Origin of the sequence: Burkholderia sp. Bp9143 (assembly GCF_003853645.1) — a bacterium.
Lineage (GTDB): Bacteria > Pseudomonadota > Gammaproteobacteria > Burkholderiales > Burkholderiaceae > Burkholderia.
In genome coordinates this window covers 49,625-68,539 of record NZ_QTPO01000036.1, presented here as the reverse complement: position 1 = coordinate 68,539, position 18,915 = coordinate 49,625, and the positions used below count along the sequence as shown (strand labels likewise).

Here is an 18,915-nt window from a genome sequence, read left to right as displayed (position 1 = left end):
GCGGGAAGGACGAGGACGAGAAGGCCGGCATGTGCCGGCCTTTTGTTTTGCGGTTACGCGGCGACCTTGTCGCTGTCGTTCACGCGTTCGACGTTGATCGTGCCGACGTGGAACGCGGCCAGCGCTTCGCGGTGCGCGATGCTGACGATCGCGGCCTTCGGCAGCCGTTCGGCGAACAGGTGATAGAGCCGCGCTTCGTTGTCGGCGTCGAGCGCGCTCGTCGCTTCGTCGAGGAACAGGAAGTCCGGCTTGTGCAGCAGCACGCGCGCGCCGGCGAGGCGCTGCTGTTCGCCCGGCGACAGCACACGCGTCCAGTGACCGGTCTCGTCGAGGCGCTCGGCGTAGTCTTCAAGGCGGCACGCGCGCAGCGCGTCGCGGCATGCGTCGTCGGTGAACGCGTCGGGCGTGGCCGGATAGGTGAGCGCGGCCTTCAGCGTGCCGATCGGCAAGTAGCTCGTCTGCGGCACGAACATCATCCGCGCACCGACCGGCGCGTCGATCGCGCCGTCGCCGAACGGCCACAGGCCCGCGAGCGCGCGCATGAACGTGCTCTTGCCGGAACCCGACTTGCCGATCACGAGCCAGCGCGAGCCGGGTTCGATCGTGAGGTTGCCGATGTTCGCGAGCGCGTTGCCGTTCGGCAGCGCGAGCTTCAGCGACGACGTCGACAGCTTCGCGGCATCGACGTAGTGCAGGTTGATGCCGCCGTGTTCGGTCGCGGGCGACAGGCTTTCCTTCAGGTGCGACGTACCCATCACGCGCTTGAATTCACGCAGACGGTTGACGGTCGCGCGCCATTCGACGAGGGTCGAGTAACTGTTGATGAACCACGAGAACGAATCGCTGACGGTGCCGAACGCGGACGAGATCTGCATCAGCACGCCGAACGAGAACGCGCCCGCGAAATAGCGCGGCGCCGCGACGACGAGCGGGAAGATGATCGCGATTTGCCCGTAGAAGCTCAGCACGAACGTGAGGCGCTTCGTGTACTTCATCACGCGCCACCAGTTGTCGCGAATGCGCATGAACAGGCTCTGCGCGTTGCCGGTCTCGGTTTTCTCGCCCTCATAGAACGCGATCTGCTCGGCGTTCTCGCGCACGCGGATCAGCCCGAAGCGGAAGTCGGCCTCGACGCGCTGCTGCTGGTAGTTGATCGACACGAGCGGGTGGCCGACCTTCTGGATGATCAGCGAGCCGACCACCGCGTACAGCGCGGCCGCCCACACCATGTAGCCGGGGATCTCGATCGGCGTCGCGCCGAGCGAGAACGTCAGCGCGCCGGCGAGCGACCACAGGATCGTGATGAACGACACGAGCGTGACGACCGTCGACAGCAGGTCGAGCGACAACGCGAGCGTTGTCGTCGCGAACGACTGGAGGTCGTCGGTGATCCGCTGGTCGGGGTTGTCGGCGAGGCGGTCGCGTTCGATCCGGTAGAACGCGCGATCGCCGAGCCACTGGTCGAGAAACCGGTCGGTGAGCCACTGGCGCCACCGGAACCCGAGCATCTGGCGCAGGTAGCGACCGTACACCGCGAGGATGATGAAGCCGAACGCGAGCGCGGAGAACTGCATCAGCAGGTTCGGGAAGTCGTGGACGTCCTTCGACTGCAGCGCGTTGTAGAACTGCGCGTTCCACTTGTTCAGCTTGACGTTGATCCAGACCACGCAGAGGTTGATCGCGATGATCGTGACCAGCAGCCCCCACGCGATTTTCCATTCGGACGACACCCAGTAGGGCTTGATGAGGCTCCATGCGGATACCGGGCGCTCGTCCTGCGGCGCGTCGGAGGCGGAGCGGACGGAATCGATCGATTGGGTCATGTGCTTCCTGATGAGTAGCCGGCGCGTGGGCCGGGCGAAGCCGGACGCGCGCCGCGATACGGCATGCCGGGACGAGGTGCCGACTGACGGCGGGCGTCCGGATGGTGGCCCGCGCGTCTTAAACGGCACTTAAGGCCGGCGGTGACGCGGCAACCGGCCGCTCGCGCGGCTGGCCTGCGGGCATTGTGCCAGAGCGGCGCGGCGTGACGGCGAATTTGCCGCAAGGGGGACAGTTTGCGGGGCTTTCCGCTTTTATGGTCTAATGACCGACGACGAAACAGGGGTGCTTCGAGCGCGGCCGACGGACAGTTCCGGGCAACGCGGCGAGGCTGAGAAAGACCCTTCGCACCCGATCCGGGTAATACCGGCGAGGGAAGTTTCTGATCCCGCCGGGCCGCGCTGGCTGCCATCCCACATGGTCAGCGCCCGAGTCCCGCCCGGCCGGCCTTTGCTGCCGGTTTCGTCCTTTTGGGTACGCGCGTCGCGCGTTACGGAAGGAATGATGACCGCTCAATCTTCAGTCTTTTGCGCTGTTCCCGGCCCGCTGTTACGTGCGTTCGCACGGGACGGTGTACGCGCGTCGACGTCCGTCGTACGCGCCCGCTCGGTTCGAGGGGAGGGCGCGCGATGAATCTCCACGCTTCCCGGCCGGATTTCGCGGTACTCGGCGGCGGCCTCGTCGGCCGTCTGATCGCCTGGCGGCTCGCGGGCGACGGGCATCGCGTCGCGCTGTACGAGCGCGGTGGCCCGGACGGCGAGCAGTCGGCCGCGTGGGTCGCGGCCGCGATGCTCGCGCCGCTCGCCGAGGCGGCGAGTGCCGAACTGCTGATCACCGAGCTCGGCGCCGCATCGCTCGCGCGCTGGCCGCAATGGCTCGCGGAACTGCCCGAACCCGTGTTCTTCCAGCATCACGGCACGCTCGTCGTCTGGCACCACGCGGATCGTGCCGAGGCGCCGCTGTTCGAGCGGCGCGTGCGCGCGAACGCGCCTGCCGAACTGTTCGATGGCGGCTTCGTCGCGCTGGCCGGTGCGCAGGTCGACGCGGCCGAGCCCGCGCTCGCGGGGCGCTTCGCGCGCGGCCTGATGCTGCCGCGCGAAGGACAGCTCGACAACCGGCAGGCGCTGCGCGCACTCGCGGCGGGCCTCGCGCAACGCGGCGTCGAGCTGCACTGGCACGCGACGATCGACGACGCGAACCGACCCGACGCGCATTTCACGATCGATTGCCGCGGGCTCGGCGCGAAATCCGCGCTGCCCGCGCTGCGCGGCATCCGCGGCGAAGTCGCGCGCGTACGCGCGCCCGGCATCGGGCTCACGCGGCCCGTGCGGCTGTTGCATCCGCGTTATCCGCTGTACATCGCGCCGAAACAGGACGACTTGTACGTGATCGGCGCAACCGAGGTGGAGGGCGAGGACATGTCGCCCGTCAGCGTGCGCTCGGCGCTCGAACTGCTGAGCGCGGCGTTCTCCGTGCACCCGGCGTTCGGCGAGGCGCGCATCCTCGAGCTCAACGCGCAGTGCCGCCCGACGCTGCCAGATCACCGCCCGGCGGTGATCTGGGACGGCGCGACGACGCTGGCCGTCAACGGCCTGTACCGGCACGGCTTCATGATTGCTCCGGAAGTCGCGCATGCGGCGGTCGCGTTCGCGCAAGCGGCGCTCGGCGGCGCGTTCGCCGATACCGACGCGTTCGCCGCGTGGCGCGATGCCGCGCGCTGGCCGACGCTCCTTCATCACCGCGACGACGCGCGCCAGCCGGCCTGACGCGCGCCGCCGACCGAATTCGATCAAGCCTCATGGATATCCAGATCAACCAACAGACGCTGACGCTGCCCGACGGCGCGACGGTGGCCGACGCGCTCGCCGCGTACGGTGCGCGTCCGCCGTACGCGGTCGCGCTGAACGGCAATTTCGTCGCGCGCACGCAGCATGCGGCGCGCGCGCTCGCGACGGGCGACAAGCTCGACGTGGTGCACCCCGTCGCGGGCGGCTGAGCGCCGCCGGTTCGCCCCCGCTCTTCCAGGAAAACGACATGACGTCCATCACTTCCGCCGACGCGCTGACGCTGTACGGCGAAACCTTCGCAAGCCGCGTGCTGCTCGGCACGTCGCGCTATCCGTCGCTGCAGTCGCTGTCCGATTCGATCGCCGCGTCGCGCCCCGGGATGGTGACGGTCGCGCTGCGCCGCCAGATGACCGGCGGCACCGCCGAGGCCGGCTTCTTCGACCTGCTCAAGCGTCACGCGGTGCCGCTGCTGCCGAACACGGCCGGCTGCCAGACCGTCGCCGAGGCGGTGACGACCGCGCACATGGCGCGCGAGGTCTTCGACACCGACTGGATCAAGCTCGAGCTGATCGGCGACGACTACACGCTGCAGCCCGACCCGGTCGGGCTGATCGAGGCGGCCGCGCAACTGGTCAAGGACGGCTTCAAGGTGCTGCCTTACTGCACCGAGGATCTCGTGATCGGCCGGCGCCTGCTCGACGTCGGTTGCGAGGCGCTGATGCCGTGGGGCGCGCCGATCGGTACCGGCAAGGGCGTCGTGAACCCGTACGGGCTGCGCGTGCTGCGCGAGCGGTTGCCGGACGTGCCGCTGATCGTCGACGCCGGGCTCGGGGTGCCGTCGCACGCATGCCAGGTGATGGAGTGGGGGTTCGACGGCGTGTTGCTGAACACGGCCGTGTCGCAGGCCACGCACCCGGAGATCATGGCGCGCGCGTTCGCGCAGGGTGTCGAGGCCGGCCGTGCGGCCTACCTCGCCGGGCCGATGGATGCGCGCGAGACCGCGCATGCGAGCACGCCGGTCGTCGGGATGCCGTTCTGGCACCAGGACGGGGGCGGCGCATGAGCGCGCGCTTCGCCGATGCGTTCTGGCCGCCGGCCGATGAGCTGGCCGAAGCGGCCGAACGGATTCGCGCCCGCCTGGGCGACTGGCCGACCGGCACGACGCCGTGGCGGCTCTGCGTCGCGGCGCCCGACGTGCCGGTCGACGGCGACGTACTGATCGTATCCGCCGGCGACCATGCCGCGCAGGCGCGCGCGTCGGCCGCATCGCGCCCCGCATCGCCGGACGCGGTCGCGATCGAGTTCGACGAGCACGGCGCGGTGCTGCATGCCGCGGGCGTGCGGTACGCACTGGAAGCCGCGCATCCGCTCGCCGACGACTGGATCGCAGCGCTCGCGGCGTTCCTCGATTGTGGTTTCGCGCCGATCGATGCGCTGGTGCTCGCGCTGGCGTGGCGCGACGGCGACGAAACGCGCGATGCCGATGCGTGGCCGGTCGATGCCGCGCGGTTTCCGCGTGTCGCCGGCCTGGCCGCGGCACCCGAGCCGGCATTCCCGCCGTGCCCCGCGCAACTCGGCCTCTATCCGGTCGTCCCTGACGCCGAATGGGTCGAGCGCGTGCTCGATTGCGGCGCGCGGACCGTGCAGCTGCGCGTGAAGGACGCGAACCCGGACACGTTGCACCGGGAAATCGCACGTGCGGTCGCGGCAGGGCGCCGCTATCCCGACGCGCGCGTGTTCATCAACGATCACTGGCAGATCGCGGTAGAAGAGGGGGCGTACGGCGTACATCTGGGTCAGGAAGACCTGGAAACGGCCGATCTGGCCGCGATCGCGCGCGCCGGCCTGCGGCTCGGGCTGTCGAGCCACGGTTATTACGAGATGCTGCGGGCATTGCACGAGCGCCCGAGCTATCTGGCGCTCGGTCCCGTGTACGCGACCGCGACCAAGGCGGTCGCGGCGCCACCACAGGGCCTGGCGCGGATTGCCCGCTATGCGCGCTTCGCAGGGGCGCGGGCACCGCTCGTCGCAATCGGCGGCGTGGGGCTCGATGCGTTGCCGGACGTGCTGGCAACGGGTGTCGGCAGCGTCGCGGTCGTCAGTGCGGTAACGGGTGCCAGCGATTATCGGGCGGCGATTGTTGCGTTGCAGCAATGTTTTGCCCGACAATTTGACAATCATTGACCGCAGGGCCCGGAACGGCGTCACGACATCATTCCAAGGCAGGCCCTATAATTCGGCGTTCTGCGTAAAAGGACTGTCAGCTCCGTGAGCCCCACTCCTACCGAGACCCTGCTGGAACTTCGCGACGTCGACTTTGGCTACGGCGACCGCCTCGTCCTGTCGAACCTGAACCTGCGCTTCGGGCGCGGCCAGGTCGTCGCCGTCATGGGCGGGTCGGGTTGCGGCAAGACGACCGTGCTGCGCCTGATCGGCGGCCTGGTGCGCGCACGCCGCGGCCAGGTGCTGTTCGACGGCGCCGACGTCGGCGCGCAGACGCGCGACGGCCTGTACGCGCTGCGGCGCAAGATGGGCATGCTGTTCCAGTTCGGCGCGCTGTTCACCGACATGTCCGTGTTCGAGAACGTCGCGTTCGCGCTGCGCGAACACACCGACCTGCCCGAAGACCTGATCCGCGACCTCGTGCTGATGAAGCTCAACGCGGTCGGCCTGCGCGGCGCGCGTGACCTGATGCCGTCCGAGGTGTCGGGCGGGATGGCGCGCCGCATCGCGCTCGCGCGCGCGATCGCGCTCGACCCGCAGCTCATCATGTACGACGAACCGTTCGCGGGTCTTGATCCGATCTCGCTCGGCATCACAGCGAACCTGATCCGCACGCTGAACGAGGCGCTCGGCGCGACGTCGATCCTCGTCACCCACGACGTGCCGGAATCGTTCGCGATCGCCGATTACGTATATTTTCTGGCCAATGGCGGCGTGCTCGCGCAGGGTACGCCCGACGAGCTGCGCGCGTCGACCGATCCGAGCGTGCGCCAGTTCATCGATGGCGCGCCGGACGGCCCGTTCAAATTTCATTACACGAGCCCGCCGCTGGCAGCGGATTTCGGGCTCGGCGGAGGGCGCGCATGATCAGCGCGATCGGACGTTACGTCATCGGCGGCCTCGAGCGCGCGGGCTACGGCACGCGGCTGTTCGTGCGCCTCGTGCTGGAATTCTTCCCGCTGCTGCGCCGGCCACGGCTGGTCACGAAGCAGATCCACTTCCTCGGCAACTATTCGTTCGTGATCATCGCCGTGTCGGGCCTGTTCGTCGGCTTCGTGCTCGGCCTGCAGGGCTACTACACGCTGAATCGCTACGGGTCCGAACAGGCGCTCGGCCTGCTGGTCGCGCTGTCGCTGGTGCGCGAGCTCGGCCCGGTCGTGACCGCGCTGCTGTTCGCGGGCCGCGCGGGCACGTCGCTCACGGCCGAGATCGGCCTGATGAAGGCCGGCGAGCAACTCACCGCGCTCGAGATGATGGCCGTCGACCCCATCAAGACGGTGATCGCGCCGCGCCTGTGGGCCGGCATCATCGCGATGCCGCTGCTCGCCGCGATCTTCAACGCGGTCGGCGTGCTCGGCGGTTATTTCGTCGGGGTCGTGCTGATCGGCGTCGATCCGGGCGCGTTCTGGTCGCAGATGCAAGGCGGGGTCCAGGTGTGGGCCGACGTCGGCAACGGCGTGATCAAGAGCATCGTGTTCGGGTTCGCCGTGACCTTCATTGCACTGTTTCAAGGGTATGAAGCGAAGCCCACGCCCGAGGGCGTGTCGCGCGCGACGACCAAGACGGTCGTGTTCGCGTCGCTCGCCGTACTCGGCCTCGATTTCCTGCTGACCGCGCTGATGTTCAGCTAAGCCTCAGCCAAGCCAAATTTTGGGATGACGATGAAAAAGACTGCTCTCGACTTCTGGGTCGGCCTGTTCGTGGTGGTGGGCTTCCTTGCGGTGCTGTTCCTGGCGCTCAAGGTCGGCAACATGAGCTCGCTGTCGTTTCAGCCGACCTACTCGGTGAGGATGAAATTCGACAACATCGGCGGGCTGAAGGCGCGCGCAGCCGTGAAGAGCGCGGGCGTCGTGGTCGGCCGCGTGAAGACGATCGGCTTCGATCCCAACACCTACCAGGCGCTGGTGACGGTCGATATCGACGGCCAGTACCCGTTCCCGAAGGATTCGTCGGCGAAGATCCTCACCTCGGGCCTGCTCGGCGAACAGTACATCGGCCTCGATCCGGGCGGCGACACCGAAATGCTGAAGTCGGGCGATACGGTCACGATGACGCAGTCGGCGATCGTGCTCGAGAACCTGATCGGCCAGTTCCTGTACAGCAAGGCAGCCGACGCGGGCGGCGCGAAGCCGGCAGCCGGGGCATCGGCTGCACCCGCCGCGCCCGCACCGGTCGCGGTACCGGCGTCCGCGGTGTCCGGTTCGGCCGCCCAATAACCACACGAGAGAAAGACAAGAGGGTAATGACCATGCAGACGATCCGCATCAGGCACGCCGCGCTCGCCGTGGCGGCAGTCGCCGCGTTGAGCGGTTGCGCGACCGTGCAGACGCCGACCAAGGGCGATCCGCTCGAAGGCTTCAACCGGACGATGTACACGTTCAACGATACGGTCGACACGTACGCGCTGAAGCCGGTCGCGAAGGGCTACCAGTACGTGGTGCCGCAGCCGGTGCGCGACAGCGTGACGAACTTCTTCTCGAACATCGGCGACGTGTACATCGCGGCGAACAACATCGTGCAGCTGCGGATCGCGGACGGCGTCGGCGACATCATGCGCGTCGTGATCAACACGGTGTTTGGCGTCGGCGGCCTGTTCGACGTCGCGACGATCGCGAAACTGCCGAAGCATACGGCCGACTTCGGGATCACGATGGGCCGCTACGGCATGCCGTCGGGCCCCTACCTCGTGCTGCCGCTGCTCGGCCCGAGCACGCTGCGCGACACGGCTGGCCTCGGCGTCGACTACGTCGGCAACCCGCTCACCTACGTGAAGCCGGACGGCCTGAGCTGGGGTCTGTTCGGCGTGAACCTCGTCAACACGCGTGCGAACCTGCTTGGCGCGGGCGACGTGCTGGATGCCGCGGCGCTCGACAAGTATTCGTTCGTGCGCAACGCGTACCTGCAACGCCGCCAGATGCTGATCGACAACGCGCGGGGCGAGGCCTCGACGGCGTCGAGCAACGATGCGCTGCCGAAGTACGACCTGCCGGACGACGGCGCGGCTCCGGCGGCAGCCGGCGCGGCCGGTACGGCGGGCGCAGCGGCAGTCGGCGGCGCGACGGCACCGGCCGGTGCGTCGGGCGCGGCCGTTGCCGCACCGGCGTCGGGTACCGCGGAAGTGCCGAACCCGGCCAGCGCGACGACCGTGCCGCCGATGCAGGTGACGCCGCCGTCGCCGGGCGGGTTCCGCTTCCCGAGCATCCGGCTGCACTGACCCGCTTACATTCGTTACAGCCCGAAACGATTCAGTCGGTAGCGCGCGCGAACTTGCGCGTAAGCTACCGGCTCCAACCTTTGCATCGACTCTTCATGCAGGTCACTATGATGAAAAAACTGTTCCTGATCCCCGTTTTCGCGGCGCTGTTTTCGTTCGGCAGCGCAGCTCACGCGCAAGTCGACCAATCGAACCCGCAGTCGCTGATCAAGTCGGCGACGCAGCAGGTGCTCGACGAGGTCAAGCAGCAGACGATCAAGCAGGGCGATACCAACCGCATCATTACGATCGTCAACAAGGACATCCTGCCGTACACCGATTTCCGCCGCACCACGCAGCTCGCGATGGGTCGCAACTGGCGCACGGCATCGGCCGAGCAGCAGCAGCAGGTTCAGGAGCAGTTCAAGCTGCTGCTGATCCGCACGTATTCGGGCGCGCTTGCGCAACTGAAGCCGGACCAGCAGATCCAGTACCCGCCGTTCCGCGCCGATCCGGCCGATACCGACGTGGTCGTGAAGACGCTCGCGATGAACAACGGCCAGCCGGTTCAGATCGACTACCGCCTGTACAAGACGGCCAACGGCTGGAAGGTGTATGACCTGAACGTGCTCGGCGCGTGGCTGATCCAGACGTACCAGCAGCAGTTCAACGAGAAGATCCAGCAAAGCGGCGTGGACGGTCTGATCAAGTTCCTGACGCAGCGCAACCAGGAACTTGCCGCCGGCAAGCAGGCGTCGTGAGCGCCTTCGCAGCCGGCTCCTCGCTGACCGTCGCGAGCGCGAAGTCCGCGCTCGCGGACGGTCTCGCGCGCATCGGCGCGGGCGCGACCGCCGTCGATTGCGCGGCGCTGACGCAGTTCGACTCATCCGCGCTCGCCGTGCTGCTCGCATGGCAACGTGCCGCCAAAGCGCGCGGCGCGACCCTCGATCTCCTCAATCTCCCCTCGAAGCTCGCCAGCCTCGCGCGCGCCTACGGCGTCGACGCGCTCATCGACGGCGCCGGGCGACATTGACCCTGTCCGACCGAAGCCTGCCGCGCCAGCCGGCGCGCGCACGCTTCAGGCCGCGCGCCTCCGGCGCCGGCTTCACCAGCCGGTTTGCCCTATAATCAAGCGTTTTGCGGGGCAGCCAATCGGCGTCCGGCCCCCATTTTCTTTCGCAGCAAGCACAGAATAGGCGTCGCGGCCCTTGCGCCGCGCACAGTCATGTCAGCCATAGAAATCCGTCACGTCAAGAAGCGCTACAAATCGCTTCAGGCGCTCAAGGGCGTCAGCCTGTCGGTCGAGGAAGGCGAGTTTTTCGGTCTGCTCGGCCCGAACGGCGCAGGCAAGACCACGCTCATCAGTATCCTCGCCGGGCTCACCCGGGCCGATGAAGGCAGTATCTCGGTGCGCGGCCACGACGTCGTCAAGGACTTCCGGGGTGCGCGCCGCGCGCTCGGCGTCGTGCCGCAGGAACTCGTGTTCGACCCGTTCTTCACCGTCCGCGAAACGCTGCGGATCCAGTCCGGCTATTTCGGGCTGCGCCGCAACGACGACTGGATCGACGAAGTGATGGCCAATCTCGACCTCACCGAGAAGGCCGACGCGAACATGCGCGCGCTGTCGGGCGGGATGAAGCGCCGCGTGCTGGTCGCGCAGGCGCTCGTGCACCGGCCGCCCGTGATCGTGCTCGACGAGCCGACCGCCGGCGTCGACGTCGAACTGCGCCAGACGCTGTGGAAATTCATCTCGCGGCTGAACCGCGAGGGCCACACGATCGTCCTGACCACCCATTACCTCGAGGAAGCCGAGTCGCTGTGCGACCGCATCGCGATGCTCCGTCGCGGTGAGGTCGTCGCGCTTGATCGCACCGACGCGCTGCTGCGCCGCTTCGCGGGGCTGCAGCTGTACCTGCGGTTCGCAACGGGCGCGCTGCCAGCCGAATTGCGCGGGCTGGAGACAGATCCGGCCGCACGCGCGCCGGGCGAGCACCTGCTGCGCCTGTCGAACTACGACGACGTCGAGCGCATCCTCGCGCAATGCCGCGCGGCGGGCTGCACGTTCGACGAGATCGAGGTCCGCAAGGCGGATCTCGAGGATGTGTTCGTCCAGGTGATGAACGGGGCAGAAGTCGTCGAGGGGCTGGCATGAATAAACAACCCCCACGCGAACTGCGTTCGCTCGGGGGGGCGCAGCCCCCCCGTTCCCGCCAAACTCCTGAACCCGGCGCTGTCGGGCGAGTAGCGGGAAGCGGTTTTCAAACGCTGTTCTACAAGGAACTCCTGCGCTTCTGGAAGGTGTCGTTCCAGACGGTGTGCGCGCCGATCGTGACGGCGCTGCTGTATCTGACGATCTTCGGCCACGCGCTCTCGGGCCGCGTCGAGGTGTATCCGGGCGTCGAGTACGTGAGCTTCCTGGTCCCGGGCCTGGTGATGATGAGCGTGCTGCAGAACGCGTTCGCGAACAGTTCGTCGTCGCTGATCCAGTCGAAGATCACCGGCAACCTCGTGTTCATGCTGCTGCCGCCGCTGTCCTACAAGGACATCTTCGGCGCGTACGTGCTCGCGTCCGTCGTGCGCGGGCTCGCGGTCGGCACCGGCGTGTTCGTCGTGACGATCTGGTTTATCCCGATGCATTTCGCGGCGCCGTTGTTCATCATCGCGTTCGCGCTGCTCGGCTCGGCGATCCTCGGCACGCTCGGGCTGATCGCCGGGATCTGGGCCGAGAAGTTCGACCAGCTCGCCGCGTTCCAGAACTTCCTGATCATGCCGCTGACGTTCCTGTCCGGCGTGTTCTATTCGACGCACTCGCTGCCGCCCGTGTGGCGCGAGATCTCGCGTCTCAACCCGTTTTTCTACATGATCGACGGCTTCCGTTACGGGTTCTTCGGCGCGTCCGACATCAACCCGCTCGCGAGCCTCGCGATCGTCACCGGTTTCTTCGTGCTGCTCGCGATGTTCGCGATGCGGCTGCTCGCGACCGGCTACAAACTGCGTCATTGATATCGACGGCGGCGGCCGCCACGGGCGGCGCGCGCCGACAGGAGCCCCTCATGTTGCCGACTCCCGAACAGGTCAAGCAATACATCGCCGGCGGTCTCGCCTGCACTCATCTGGAAGTCGAAGGCGACGGCCAGCATTTCTTCGCGACGATCGTGTCGGCGGCCTTCGAAGGCAAGCGGCCGATCCAGCGGCACCAGCTCGTCTATGCGGCGCTCGGCGATCGCATGAAGCAGGAAATCCACGCGCTCAGCATGAAGACGCTGACGCCCGCCGAATGGCAGAACGCATAACCGGAACCACTGAGTGCAAGTCACCGTCAACGAGCGCGACGCCGTCGAGAGCGTCGCCACGGCACACCCGGCCGCCAACGGGGAATCGCAGGGACATGGGATGGACAAGCTGGTGATCGAAGGCGGTCGCCGGTTGTCGGGCGAGATCGTCGTGTCGGGCGCGAAGAACGCCGCGCTGCCGATCCTGTGCGCGGGGCTGCTCAGCGCCGAGCCGGTCGAGCTCGACAACGTGCCGAACCTGAAGGACGTGCGCACCACGCTGAAGGTACTGAACCAGATGGGCGTGAAGAGCGAAGCGGACGGTTGCCGCGTGCAGCTCGACGCATCGCGTGTCGACAACCTCGTCGCGCCGTACGAGCTCGTCAAGACGATGCGCGCGTCGATCCTCGTGCTCGGGCCGCTGCTCGCGCGCTTCGGCGAGGCGAAGGTGTCGCTGCCGGGCGGCTGCGCGATCGGCGCGCGGCCGGTCGACCAGCACATCAAGGGCCTGCAGGCGATGGGCGCCGAGATCAGCATCGAGCACGGCTTCATCGAGGCACGCGCGAAGCGCCTGAAGGGCGCGCGCATCGTGACCGACATGATCACGGTGACGGGGACGGAAAACCTGCTGATGGCCGCGACGCTTGCCGACGGCGAGACGGTGATCGAGAATGCGGCGCGCGAGCCGGAAGTGAGCGATCTCGCACACTTGCTGGTCGCGATGGGCGCGAAGATCGACGGGATCGGCACCGACCGCCTCGTGATCCAGGGCGTCGAGCGGCTGCATGGCGCACGCCATTCGGTGATTCCCGACCGTATCGAGGCCGGCACGTTCCTGTGCGCGGTTGCGGCGGCGGGCGGCGACGTGATGCTGACGGGCGTGCGCCCGCACATCCTCGACGCGGTGATCGACAAGCTGCGCGAGGCCGGCGTGTCGATCGAGGAAGGCGACAGCTGGCTGCGCGTGAAGATGGACCGCCGCCCGTCGGCGGTGACGATCCGCACATCGGAATACCCGGCGTTCCCGACCGACATGCAGGCGCAGTTCATGGCCCTCAATTCGGTCGCGACGGGCACCGCGCAGGTCGTCGAGACCATTTTCGAGAACCGCTTCATGCACGTGCAGGAGCTGAACCGGCTCGGCGCGAACATCACGATCGACGGCAACACGGCGCTCGTGACGGGCGTCGACAAGCTGTCCGGCGCGAACGTGATGGCGACCGACCTGCGCGCCTCGGCGAGCCTCGTGATCGCCGGGCTGCGCGCCGAAGGCGAAACGCTCGTCGACCGCATCTATCACCTGGACCGCGGCTACGACCGCATGGAAACGAAACTGACCGCCGTCGGCGCGAACGTGCGCCGCCTCTCCGGGAGCCAAGCATGACCGCGCCGCTGACCCTCGCCCTGTCGAAGGGCCGGATTTTCGAGGAAACCCTGCCGCTGCTGGCGGCCGCCGGCGTGCAGGTGGCCGAGGATCCGGATACGTCGCGCAAGCTGATCCTGCCAACGACCGATCCGAACCTGCGCGTGATCATCGTGCGCGCGAGCGACGTGCCGACCTACGTCGAATACGGCGCGGCCGATTTCGGCGTGGCCGGCAAGGACGTGCTGGTCGAGCACGGCGGCTCGGGCCTGTACCAGCCGATCGATCTGAACATTGCGCGCTGCCGGATGTCGGTGGCCGTGCCGGCCGGCTTCGACTATGCGAACGCGGTGCGCCAGGGCGCGCGCCTGCGGGTCGCGACCAAGTACGTCGAAACGGCACGCGAACACTTCGCCGCGAAAGGCGTGCACGTCGACCTGATCAAGCTGTACGGCTCGATGGAGCTGGCGCCGCTGGTCGGGCTGGCCGACGCGATCGTCGACCTCGTCAGCTCGGGCGGCACGCTGAAGGCGAACAATCTGGTCGAGGTCGAGGAGATCATGGCGATCTCGTCGCGCCTCGTCGTGAACCAGGCTGCGCTGAAGTTGAAGCGCGCGGCGCTCAAGCCGATTCTCGACGCGTTCGAACGCGCGTCGCAGAATGGCAATTGAGCGCATCACCGTAACGGAACTCCCATGGCCATCACCATCCGCAAACTCGATTCGACGAGCGACGGCTTCGATGTCGCGCTGCGTGCGGTGCTCGCGTTCGAGGCGAGCGAGGACGAAGCGATCGAGCAGTCGGTCGCGAAGATTCTCGCCGACGTGAAGTCGCGCGGCGACGCCGCGGTGCTCGAGTACACGAACCGCTTCGACCGGCTGGACGCGAACAGCGTCGCCGCGCTCGAACTGCCGCAGGACGCGCTGCAGACGGCGCTCGACGGCCTCGCGCCGAAGGCGCGCGCGGCGCTGGAAGCCGCTGCCGCACGCGTGCGGGCGTACCACGAGAAGCAGAAGATCGAGTGCGGCACCCATAGCTGGCAGTACACGGAAAGCGACGGCACGGTGCTCGGCCAGAAGGTCACGCCGCTCGACCGCGTCGGCCTGTACGTGCCGGGTGGCAAGGCCGCCTATCCGTCGTCGGTGCTGATGAACGCGATTCCCGCGCGCGTCGCGGGCGTCGGCGAGATCGTGATGGTCGTGCCGACCCCGGACGGCGTGAAGAACGACCTCGTGCTCGCCGCGGCGCTGCTCGGCGGCGTCGATCGCGTGTTCACGATCGGCGGCGCGCAGGCGGTCGGCGCGCTCGCGTACGGCACGGCCACGGTGCCGGCGGTCGACAAGATCTGCGGGCCGGGCAATGCGTACGTCGCCTCGGCGAAGCGCCGCGTGTTCGGCACGGTCGGCATCGACATGATCGCCGGCCCGTCGGAAATCCTCGTGCTGTGCGATGGCACGACCGATCCGAGCTGGGTCGCGATGGACCTGTTCTCGCAGGCCGAACACGACGAACTCGCGCAGTCGATCCTGCTGTGCCCGGACGCCGCGTTTCTCGAGCGCGTCGAGAAGGCGATCGACGAGCTGCTGCCGACGATGCCGCGCCGGGACGTGATCCGCGCGTCGCTCGAAGGCCGCGGCGCGCTGATCAAGGTGCGCGACATGGCCGAAGCGTGCCGGATCGCAAACGACATCGCGCCGGAGCACCTCGAGATTTCCGCGCTGGAGCCGCAGCAATGGGGCCAGCAGATCCGCCACGCCGGCGCGATCTTCCTCGGCCGCTACACGAGCGAAAGCCTCGGCGACTACTGCGCGGGCCCGAACCACGTGCTGCCGACGTCGCGCACCGCGCGCTTCTCGTCACCGCTCGGCGTGTACGACTTCATCAAGCGTTCGAGCCTGATCGAGGTCAGCGCCGAAGGCGCGCAGACGCTGGGCGAGATCGCCTCCGAGCTGGCATACGGCGAAGGGCTGCAGGCGCACGCGCGCAGCGCCGAACTCCGGATGAAGGGGTGACGCGCGCGCCGGAGCCGATGCCGACGCATCGGCTTCGGTCGCCAGGAGACCGGAGCAGGGCGGCAGCCGCCGCCTTGCCGACCATTTGACGCCGGCGCGATGCACGCCGGCTTGAGACCATGACGACGCCACAAGACATCATCCGCCGCGACGTGCTCGCGATGACGAGCTACCCGGTGCCCGACGCGAGCGGGTTCGTGAAGCTCGACGCGATGGAGAACCCGTATTCGCTGCCCGCGCCGCTCGCGGCGGCGCTCGGCGAGCGCCTCGCGCAGGTCGCGCTGAACCGCTATCCGGCGCCGCGCCCGGGCGCGCTGCTCGACAAGCTGCGCCACGCGATGGGTGTGCCGGCGGCGTGCGACGTGCTGCTCGGCAACGGCTCGGACGAAATCATCAGCATGATGTCGGTGGCATGCGCAAAGCCGGGCGCGAAGGTGCTCGCGCCGGTGCCGGGCTTCGTGATGTACGAACTGTCCGCGAAGTTCGCGCAGCTCGAATTCGTCGGCGTGCCGCTCAGGGCCGACCTGACGCTCGACGCCGACGCGATGATCGCGGCGATCGCCGAGCACCGGCCCGCGATCGTCTATCTCGCGTACCCGAACAACCCGACCGGCACGCTGTACGACGAAGCCGACGTCGAGCGGATCATCGCTGCCGCGCGCCACAGCCTGATCGTGATCGACGAGGCGTACCAGCCGTTCGCGGAGCGCTCGTGGCTGCCGCGCGCCGCCGAGTTCGACAACGTCGTCGTGATGCGCACGGTGTCGAAGCTCGGCCTCGCGGGGATCCGTCTCGGCTATCTCGCCGGGCTGCCGACGTGGCTGACCGAGTTCGACAAGGTGCGCCCGCCTTACAACATCAACGTGCTGACACAGGCGACCGCCGATTTCCTGCTCGATCACCTCGATGTGCTCGACGCGCAGGCGGCCGAACTGCGTGCGGAACGCACGCGTCTCGCGCAGGCCGTGGCCGCGCTGCCGGGCGCGACGGTGTTCCCGAGCGCCGGCAATTTCCTGCTGGTGCGCGTGCCGGACGCGGCGGCCGTGTTCGATGCGTTGCTCACCGAGCGGGTGCTGGTCAAAAACGTGAGTAAAATGCATCCGTTGCTGGCCGAATGCGTGCGGCTGACCGTCGGTTCTCCCGACGAAAACGCGCGCCTGCTGGCTGCTTTGAAAATCGCGCTGCCCGGTTGAGCCCAGGGCGCGGCGGCGCGCGACGATCAATCCCCATTTACATCAGACTCATTCAAGGAATTGCCATGCGTGTGGCGGAAGTCGTTCGCAATACCAGCGAAACGCAGATCCGTGTGAAGCTCGATCTCGACGGTACCGGCCGGCAGAAGCTGGCCACCGGCGTGCCGTTTCTCGACCATATGCTCGACCAGATCGCGCGACATGGCCTGATCGATCTCGAGGTCGAAGCGCATGGCGATACGCATATCGACGACCACCATACGGTCGAGGACGTCGGCATCACGCTCGGTCAGGCCGTCGCGAAGGCGATCGGCGACAAGAAGGGCATCCGCCGCTACGGCCATTCGTACGTACCGCTCGACGAGGCGCTGTCGCGCGTCGTGATCGACTTCTCGGGCCGGCCGGGTCTCGAATTCCACGTGCCGTTCACGCGCGCGCGGATCGGAACGTTCGACGTCGACCTGTCGATCGAATTCTTCCGCGGGTTCGTGAACCACGCGGGCGTCACGCTGCACATCGACAACCTGCGCGGGATCAATGCGCACCACCAGCTCGAAACGGTGTTCAAGGCCTTCGGCCGGGCGCTGCGTGCGGCGGTGGAGCTCGACGAGCGCGCGGCGGGGCAGATTCCGTCGACGAAGGGCAGCCTCTAACTTTCGAACGGACAGGACGCCAAGGACAACCTCACGGCTTCGGCGCGGCGCGCCGGCTTGCGATGGATCTGCTCAAATCGTTCATTTCGCTGCTGGCGCTGATCAACCCGGTCGGCGCCGTGCCGTTCTTCCTGAGCCTGACGGCACAGCAGACGGACGACGAGCGGCGCCGTACGATCCGGATCGCGTCGGTGTCGGTGTTCTGCGTGATCACGGTGACGACGCTGCTCGGGCAGCAGATCATCAACTTCTTCGGCATTTCGGTCGGCTCCCTTGAAGTGGGCGGCGGGATCATCATGTTACTGATGGCGATCAACATGCTGAACGCGCAGATCGGCAACACGCGATCGACGCCGGAGGAGCGCCACGAGGCCGAGCTGAAGGACAACATCGCGGTCGTGCCGCTGGCGATTCCGCTGCTCACGGGCCCCGGCTCGATCAGCACGGTGATCATCTATGCGGCGAACTCGCATCACTGGTATGAGCGGGCCGGGCTGGTCGCGATCGGCGCGGTTCTGGCGCTTCTGTGTTTTCTCGCGATGCGGCTCGCCGAGCCGATCGCGAACTGGATCGGCCGCACCGGCATCAACATCGCCACGCGGCTGATGGGTTTGATGCTGTCGGCGCTGGCGGTGGAATTCATCGTCAATGGACTGAGGGCGCTACTGCCTGCACTGAGATGAAAACTTCGATTGCGATTGTGGATTATGGGATGGGCAACCTGCGCTCGGTCGCGCAGGCGCTCAAGAAGGCCGAACCGGCCGCCGACGTGGCGATCGTCGACACGCCGGCCGCGATTCGCGCGGCCGACCGCGTCGTGCTGCCCGGCCAGGGCGCGATGCCCGACTGCATGCGCTGCCTCGGTGAGTCGGGGCTGCAGGAAGCGGTGATCGAGGCGTCGCGCACGAAGCCGCTGCTCGGCGTGTGCGTCGGCGAGCAGATGCTGTTCGACTGGAGCGCGGAAGGCGACACGAAGGGCCTGGGCCTGCTGCCCGGCAAGGTCGTGCGCTTCGAGCTCGACGGCCAGCTGCAGGACGACGGCTCGCGCTTCAAGGTGCCGCAGATGGGCTGGAACCGCGTGCGCCAGTCGCAGCCGCACCCGCTGTGGGACGGCGTGCCCGACGATGCATACTTCTATTTCGTACACAGCTATTACGTGACGCCGGACAACCCGGCACACACGGTCGGCGAAACGGCATACGGCGCGCCGTTTACGTCCGCGGTCGCGCGGGACAATCTCTTCGCGACCCAATTCCACCCCGAGAAAAGCGCGGAAGTCGGGTTGCGTCTGTACCGCAACTTCGTACACTGGAAGCCGTGAACGTCGCGTGCGTGCCACAGTCGGCGGGCCGGAAAGGCCTGTCGCGCGGGGCTTGCGCGCTTATGCGCCGAAAGAGT

Annotated in this window: 21 protein-coding genes and 1 riboswitch; of the genes, 20 read left to right on the top strand and 1 reads right to left on the bottom strand. The window is 67.6% G+C overall.

Annotated elements, in window-relative coordinates; all coding sequences use genetic code 11:
- Positions 1 to 53: 53 nt before the first annotated feature.
- Positions 54 to 1,823 (bottom strand): ABC transporter ATP-binding protein/permease, encoded by a 1,770-nt coding sequence (locus tag DIE23_RS25455; RefSeq protein ID WP_124614633.1) that lies wholly within the window; start codon positions 1,821 to 1,823, stop codon positions 54 to 56.
- Positions 1,824 to 2,092: 269 nt separating this feature from the next.
- A riboswitch (TPP riboswitch) is annotated at positions 2,093 to 2,216 on the top strand.
- 234 nt (positions 2,217 to 2,450) lie between these two features.
- On the opposite strand from DIE23_RS25455, the gene DIE23_RS25450 reads away from it, so the two are divergent.
- From DIE23_RS25450 to hisH, 20 genes are all read left to right on the top strand, one after another.
- The gene (locus DIE23_RS25450) at positions 2,451 to 3,587 is read left to right on the top strand and encodes an FAD-dependent oxidoreductase (protein ID WP_124614632.1); all 1,137 of its coding nucleotides are present in this window, start codon (positions 2,451 to 2,453) and stop codon (positions 3,585 to 3,587) included.
- 32 nt (positions 3,588 to 3,619) lie between these two features.
- Positions 3,620 to 3,817 carry a sulfur carrier protein ThiS gene (gene thiS, locus DIE23_RS25445; protein WP_014898319.1) on the top strand — a complete coding sequence of 66 codons (198 nt, stop codon included), beginning with the start codon at positions 3,620 to 3,622 and terminating at the stop codon, positions 3,815 to 3,817.
- A 38-nt stretch (positions 3,818 to 3,855) separates the two neighbouring features.
- Positions 3,856 to 4,671, top strand: a complete 816-nt coding sequence (locus tag DIE23_RS25440; RefSeq protein WP_124614631.1) for a thiazole synthase — start codon at positions 3,856 to 3,858, stop codon at positions 4,669 to 4,671.
- Positions 4,668 to 5,792 (top strand): thiamine phosphate synthase, encoded by a 1,125-nt coding sequence (thiE, locus tag DIE23_RS25435; RefSeq protein WP_124614630.1) that lies wholly within the window; start codon positions 4,668 to 4,670, stop codon positions 5,790 to 5,792. The genes DIE23_RS25440 and thiE overlap by 4 nt, the downstream gene beginning before the upstream one ends.
- Before the next feature lie 84 nt (positions 5,793 to 5,876).
- Positions 5,877 to 6,698 carry an ABC transporter ATP-binding protein gene (locus DIE23_RS25430; RefSeq protein ID WP_014898316.1) on the top strand — a complete coding sequence of 274 codons (822 nt, stop codon included), beginning with the start codon at positions 5,877 to 5,879 and terminating at the stop codon, positions 6,696 to 6,698.
- Entirely contained in the window at positions 6,695 to 7,462 is a 768-nt protein-coding gene (mlaE, locus tag DIE23_RS25425) for a lipid asymmetry maintenance ABC transporter permease subunit MlaE (RefSeq protein WP_011655796.1), read from the top strand. Before DIE23_RS25430 ends, mlaE begins: the two co-directional genes overlap by 4 nt.
- Positions 7,463 to 7,486: 24 nt before the next feature.
- Positions 7,487 to 8,047 (top strand): outer membrane lipid asymmetry maintenance protein MlaD, encoded by a 561-nt coding sequence (gene mlaD, locus DIE23_RS25420; protein ID WP_124614629.1) that lies wholly within the window; start codon positions 7,487 to 7,489, stop codon positions 8,045 to 8,047.
- Between the two features lie 32 nt (positions 8,048 to 8,079).
- The gene (locus DIE23_RS25415; protein WP_124614661.1) at positions 8,080 to 9,045 is read left to right on the top strand and encodes a VacJ family lipoprotein; all 966 of its coding nucleotides are present in this window, start codon (positions 8,080 to 8,082) and stop codon (positions 9,043 to 9,045) included.
- A 110-nt stretch (positions 9,046 to 9,155) separates the two neighbouring features.
- Positions 9,156 to 9,785 carry a phospholipid-binding protein MlaC gene (locus DIE23_RS25410; RefSeq protein ID WP_124614628.1) on the top strand — a complete coding sequence of 210 codons (630 nt, stop codon included), beginning with the start codon at positions 9,156 to 9,158 and terminating at the stop codon, positions 9,783 to 9,785.
- Positions 9,782 to 10,057 carry a lipid asymmetry maintenance protein MlaB gene (locus tag DIE23_RS25405; protein WP_124614627.1) on the top strand — a complete coding sequence of 92 codons (276 nt, stop codon included), beginning with the start codon at positions 9,782 to 9,784 and terminating at the stop codon, positions 10,055 to 10,057. Before DIE23_RS25410 ends, DIE23_RS25405 begins: the two co-directional genes overlap by 4 nt.
- Before the next feature lie 192 nt (positions 10,058 to 10,249).
- A complete protein-coding gene (locus DIE23_RS25400) occupies positions 10,250 to 11,176 on the top strand; it encodes an ABC transporter ATP-binding protein (RefSeq protein WP_124614626.1) in 927 nt (308 codons plus the stop codon).
- Entirely contained in the window at positions 11,173 to 12,027 is an 855-nt protein-coding gene (locus tag DIE23_RS25395) for an ABC transporter permease (RefSeq protein ID WP_260436155.1), read from the top strand. The genes DIE23_RS25400 and DIE23_RS25395 overlap by 4 nt, the downstream gene beginning before the upstream one ends.
- A 50-nt stretch (positions 12,028 to 12,077) precedes the next feature.
- Positions 12,078 to 12,317: a BolA family protein gene (locus DIE23_RS25390; RefSeq protein WP_006477131.1), complete on the top strand. Its 240-nt coding sequence runs from the start codon at positions 12,078 to 12,080 to the stop codon at positions 12,315 to 12,317.
- 13 nt (positions 12,318 to 12,330) lie between these two features.
- Entirely contained in the window at positions 12,331 to 13,680 is a 1,350-nt protein-coding gene (gene murA / locus DIE23_RS25385; RefSeq protein WP_124614625.1) for a UDP-N-acetylglucosamine 1-carboxyvinyltransferase, read from the top strand.
- Complete coding sequence (gene hisG, locus DIE23_RS25380) at positions 13,677 to 14,330, top strand: ATP phosphoribosyltransferase (RefSeq protein ID WP_124614624.1); 654 nt, start codon at positions 13,677 to 13,679, stop codon at positions 14,328 to 14,330. The genes murA and hisG overlap by 4 nt, the downstream gene beginning before the upstream one ends.
- Positions 14,331 to 14,354: 24 nt before the next feature.
- Complete coding sequence (gene hisD / locus DIE23_RS25375) at positions 14,355 to 15,671, top strand: histidinol dehydrogenase (protein WP_124614623.1); 1,317 nt, start codon at positions 14,355 to 14,357, stop codon at positions 15,669 to 15,671.
- A 119-nt stretch (positions 15,672 to 15,790) separates the two neighbouring features.
- Complete coding sequence (gene hisC, locus DIE23_RS25370; protein WP_124614622.1) at positions 15,791 to 16,864, top strand: histidinol-phosphate transaminase; 1,074 nt, start codon at positions 15,791 to 15,793, stop codon at positions 16,862 to 16,864.
- A gap of 65 nt (positions 16,865 to 16,929) precedes the next feature.
- Positions 16,930 to 17,517, top strand: a complete 588-nt coding sequence (gene hisB / locus DIE23_RS25365) for an imidazoleglycerol-phosphate dehydratase HisB (protein WP_006751804.1) — start codon at positions 16,930 to 16,932, stop codon at positions 17,515 to 17,517.
- 62 nt (positions 17,518 to 17,579) lie between these two features.
- Complete coding sequence (locus DIE23_RS25360) at positions 17,580 to 18,200, top strand: YchE family NAAT transporter (RefSeq protein ID WP_124614621.1); 621 nt, start codon at positions 17,580 to 17,582, stop codon at positions 18,198 to 18,200.
- A complete protein-coding gene (hisH, locus tag DIE23_RS25355) occupies positions 18,197 to 18,838 on the top strand; it encodes an imidazole glycerol phosphate synthase subunit HisH (RefSeq protein WP_124614620.1) in 642 nt (213 codons plus the stop codon). Before DIE23_RS25360 ends, hisH begins: the two co-directional genes overlap by 4 nt.
- The last annotated feature ends 77 nt before the right edge of the window (positions 18,839 to 18,915 follow it).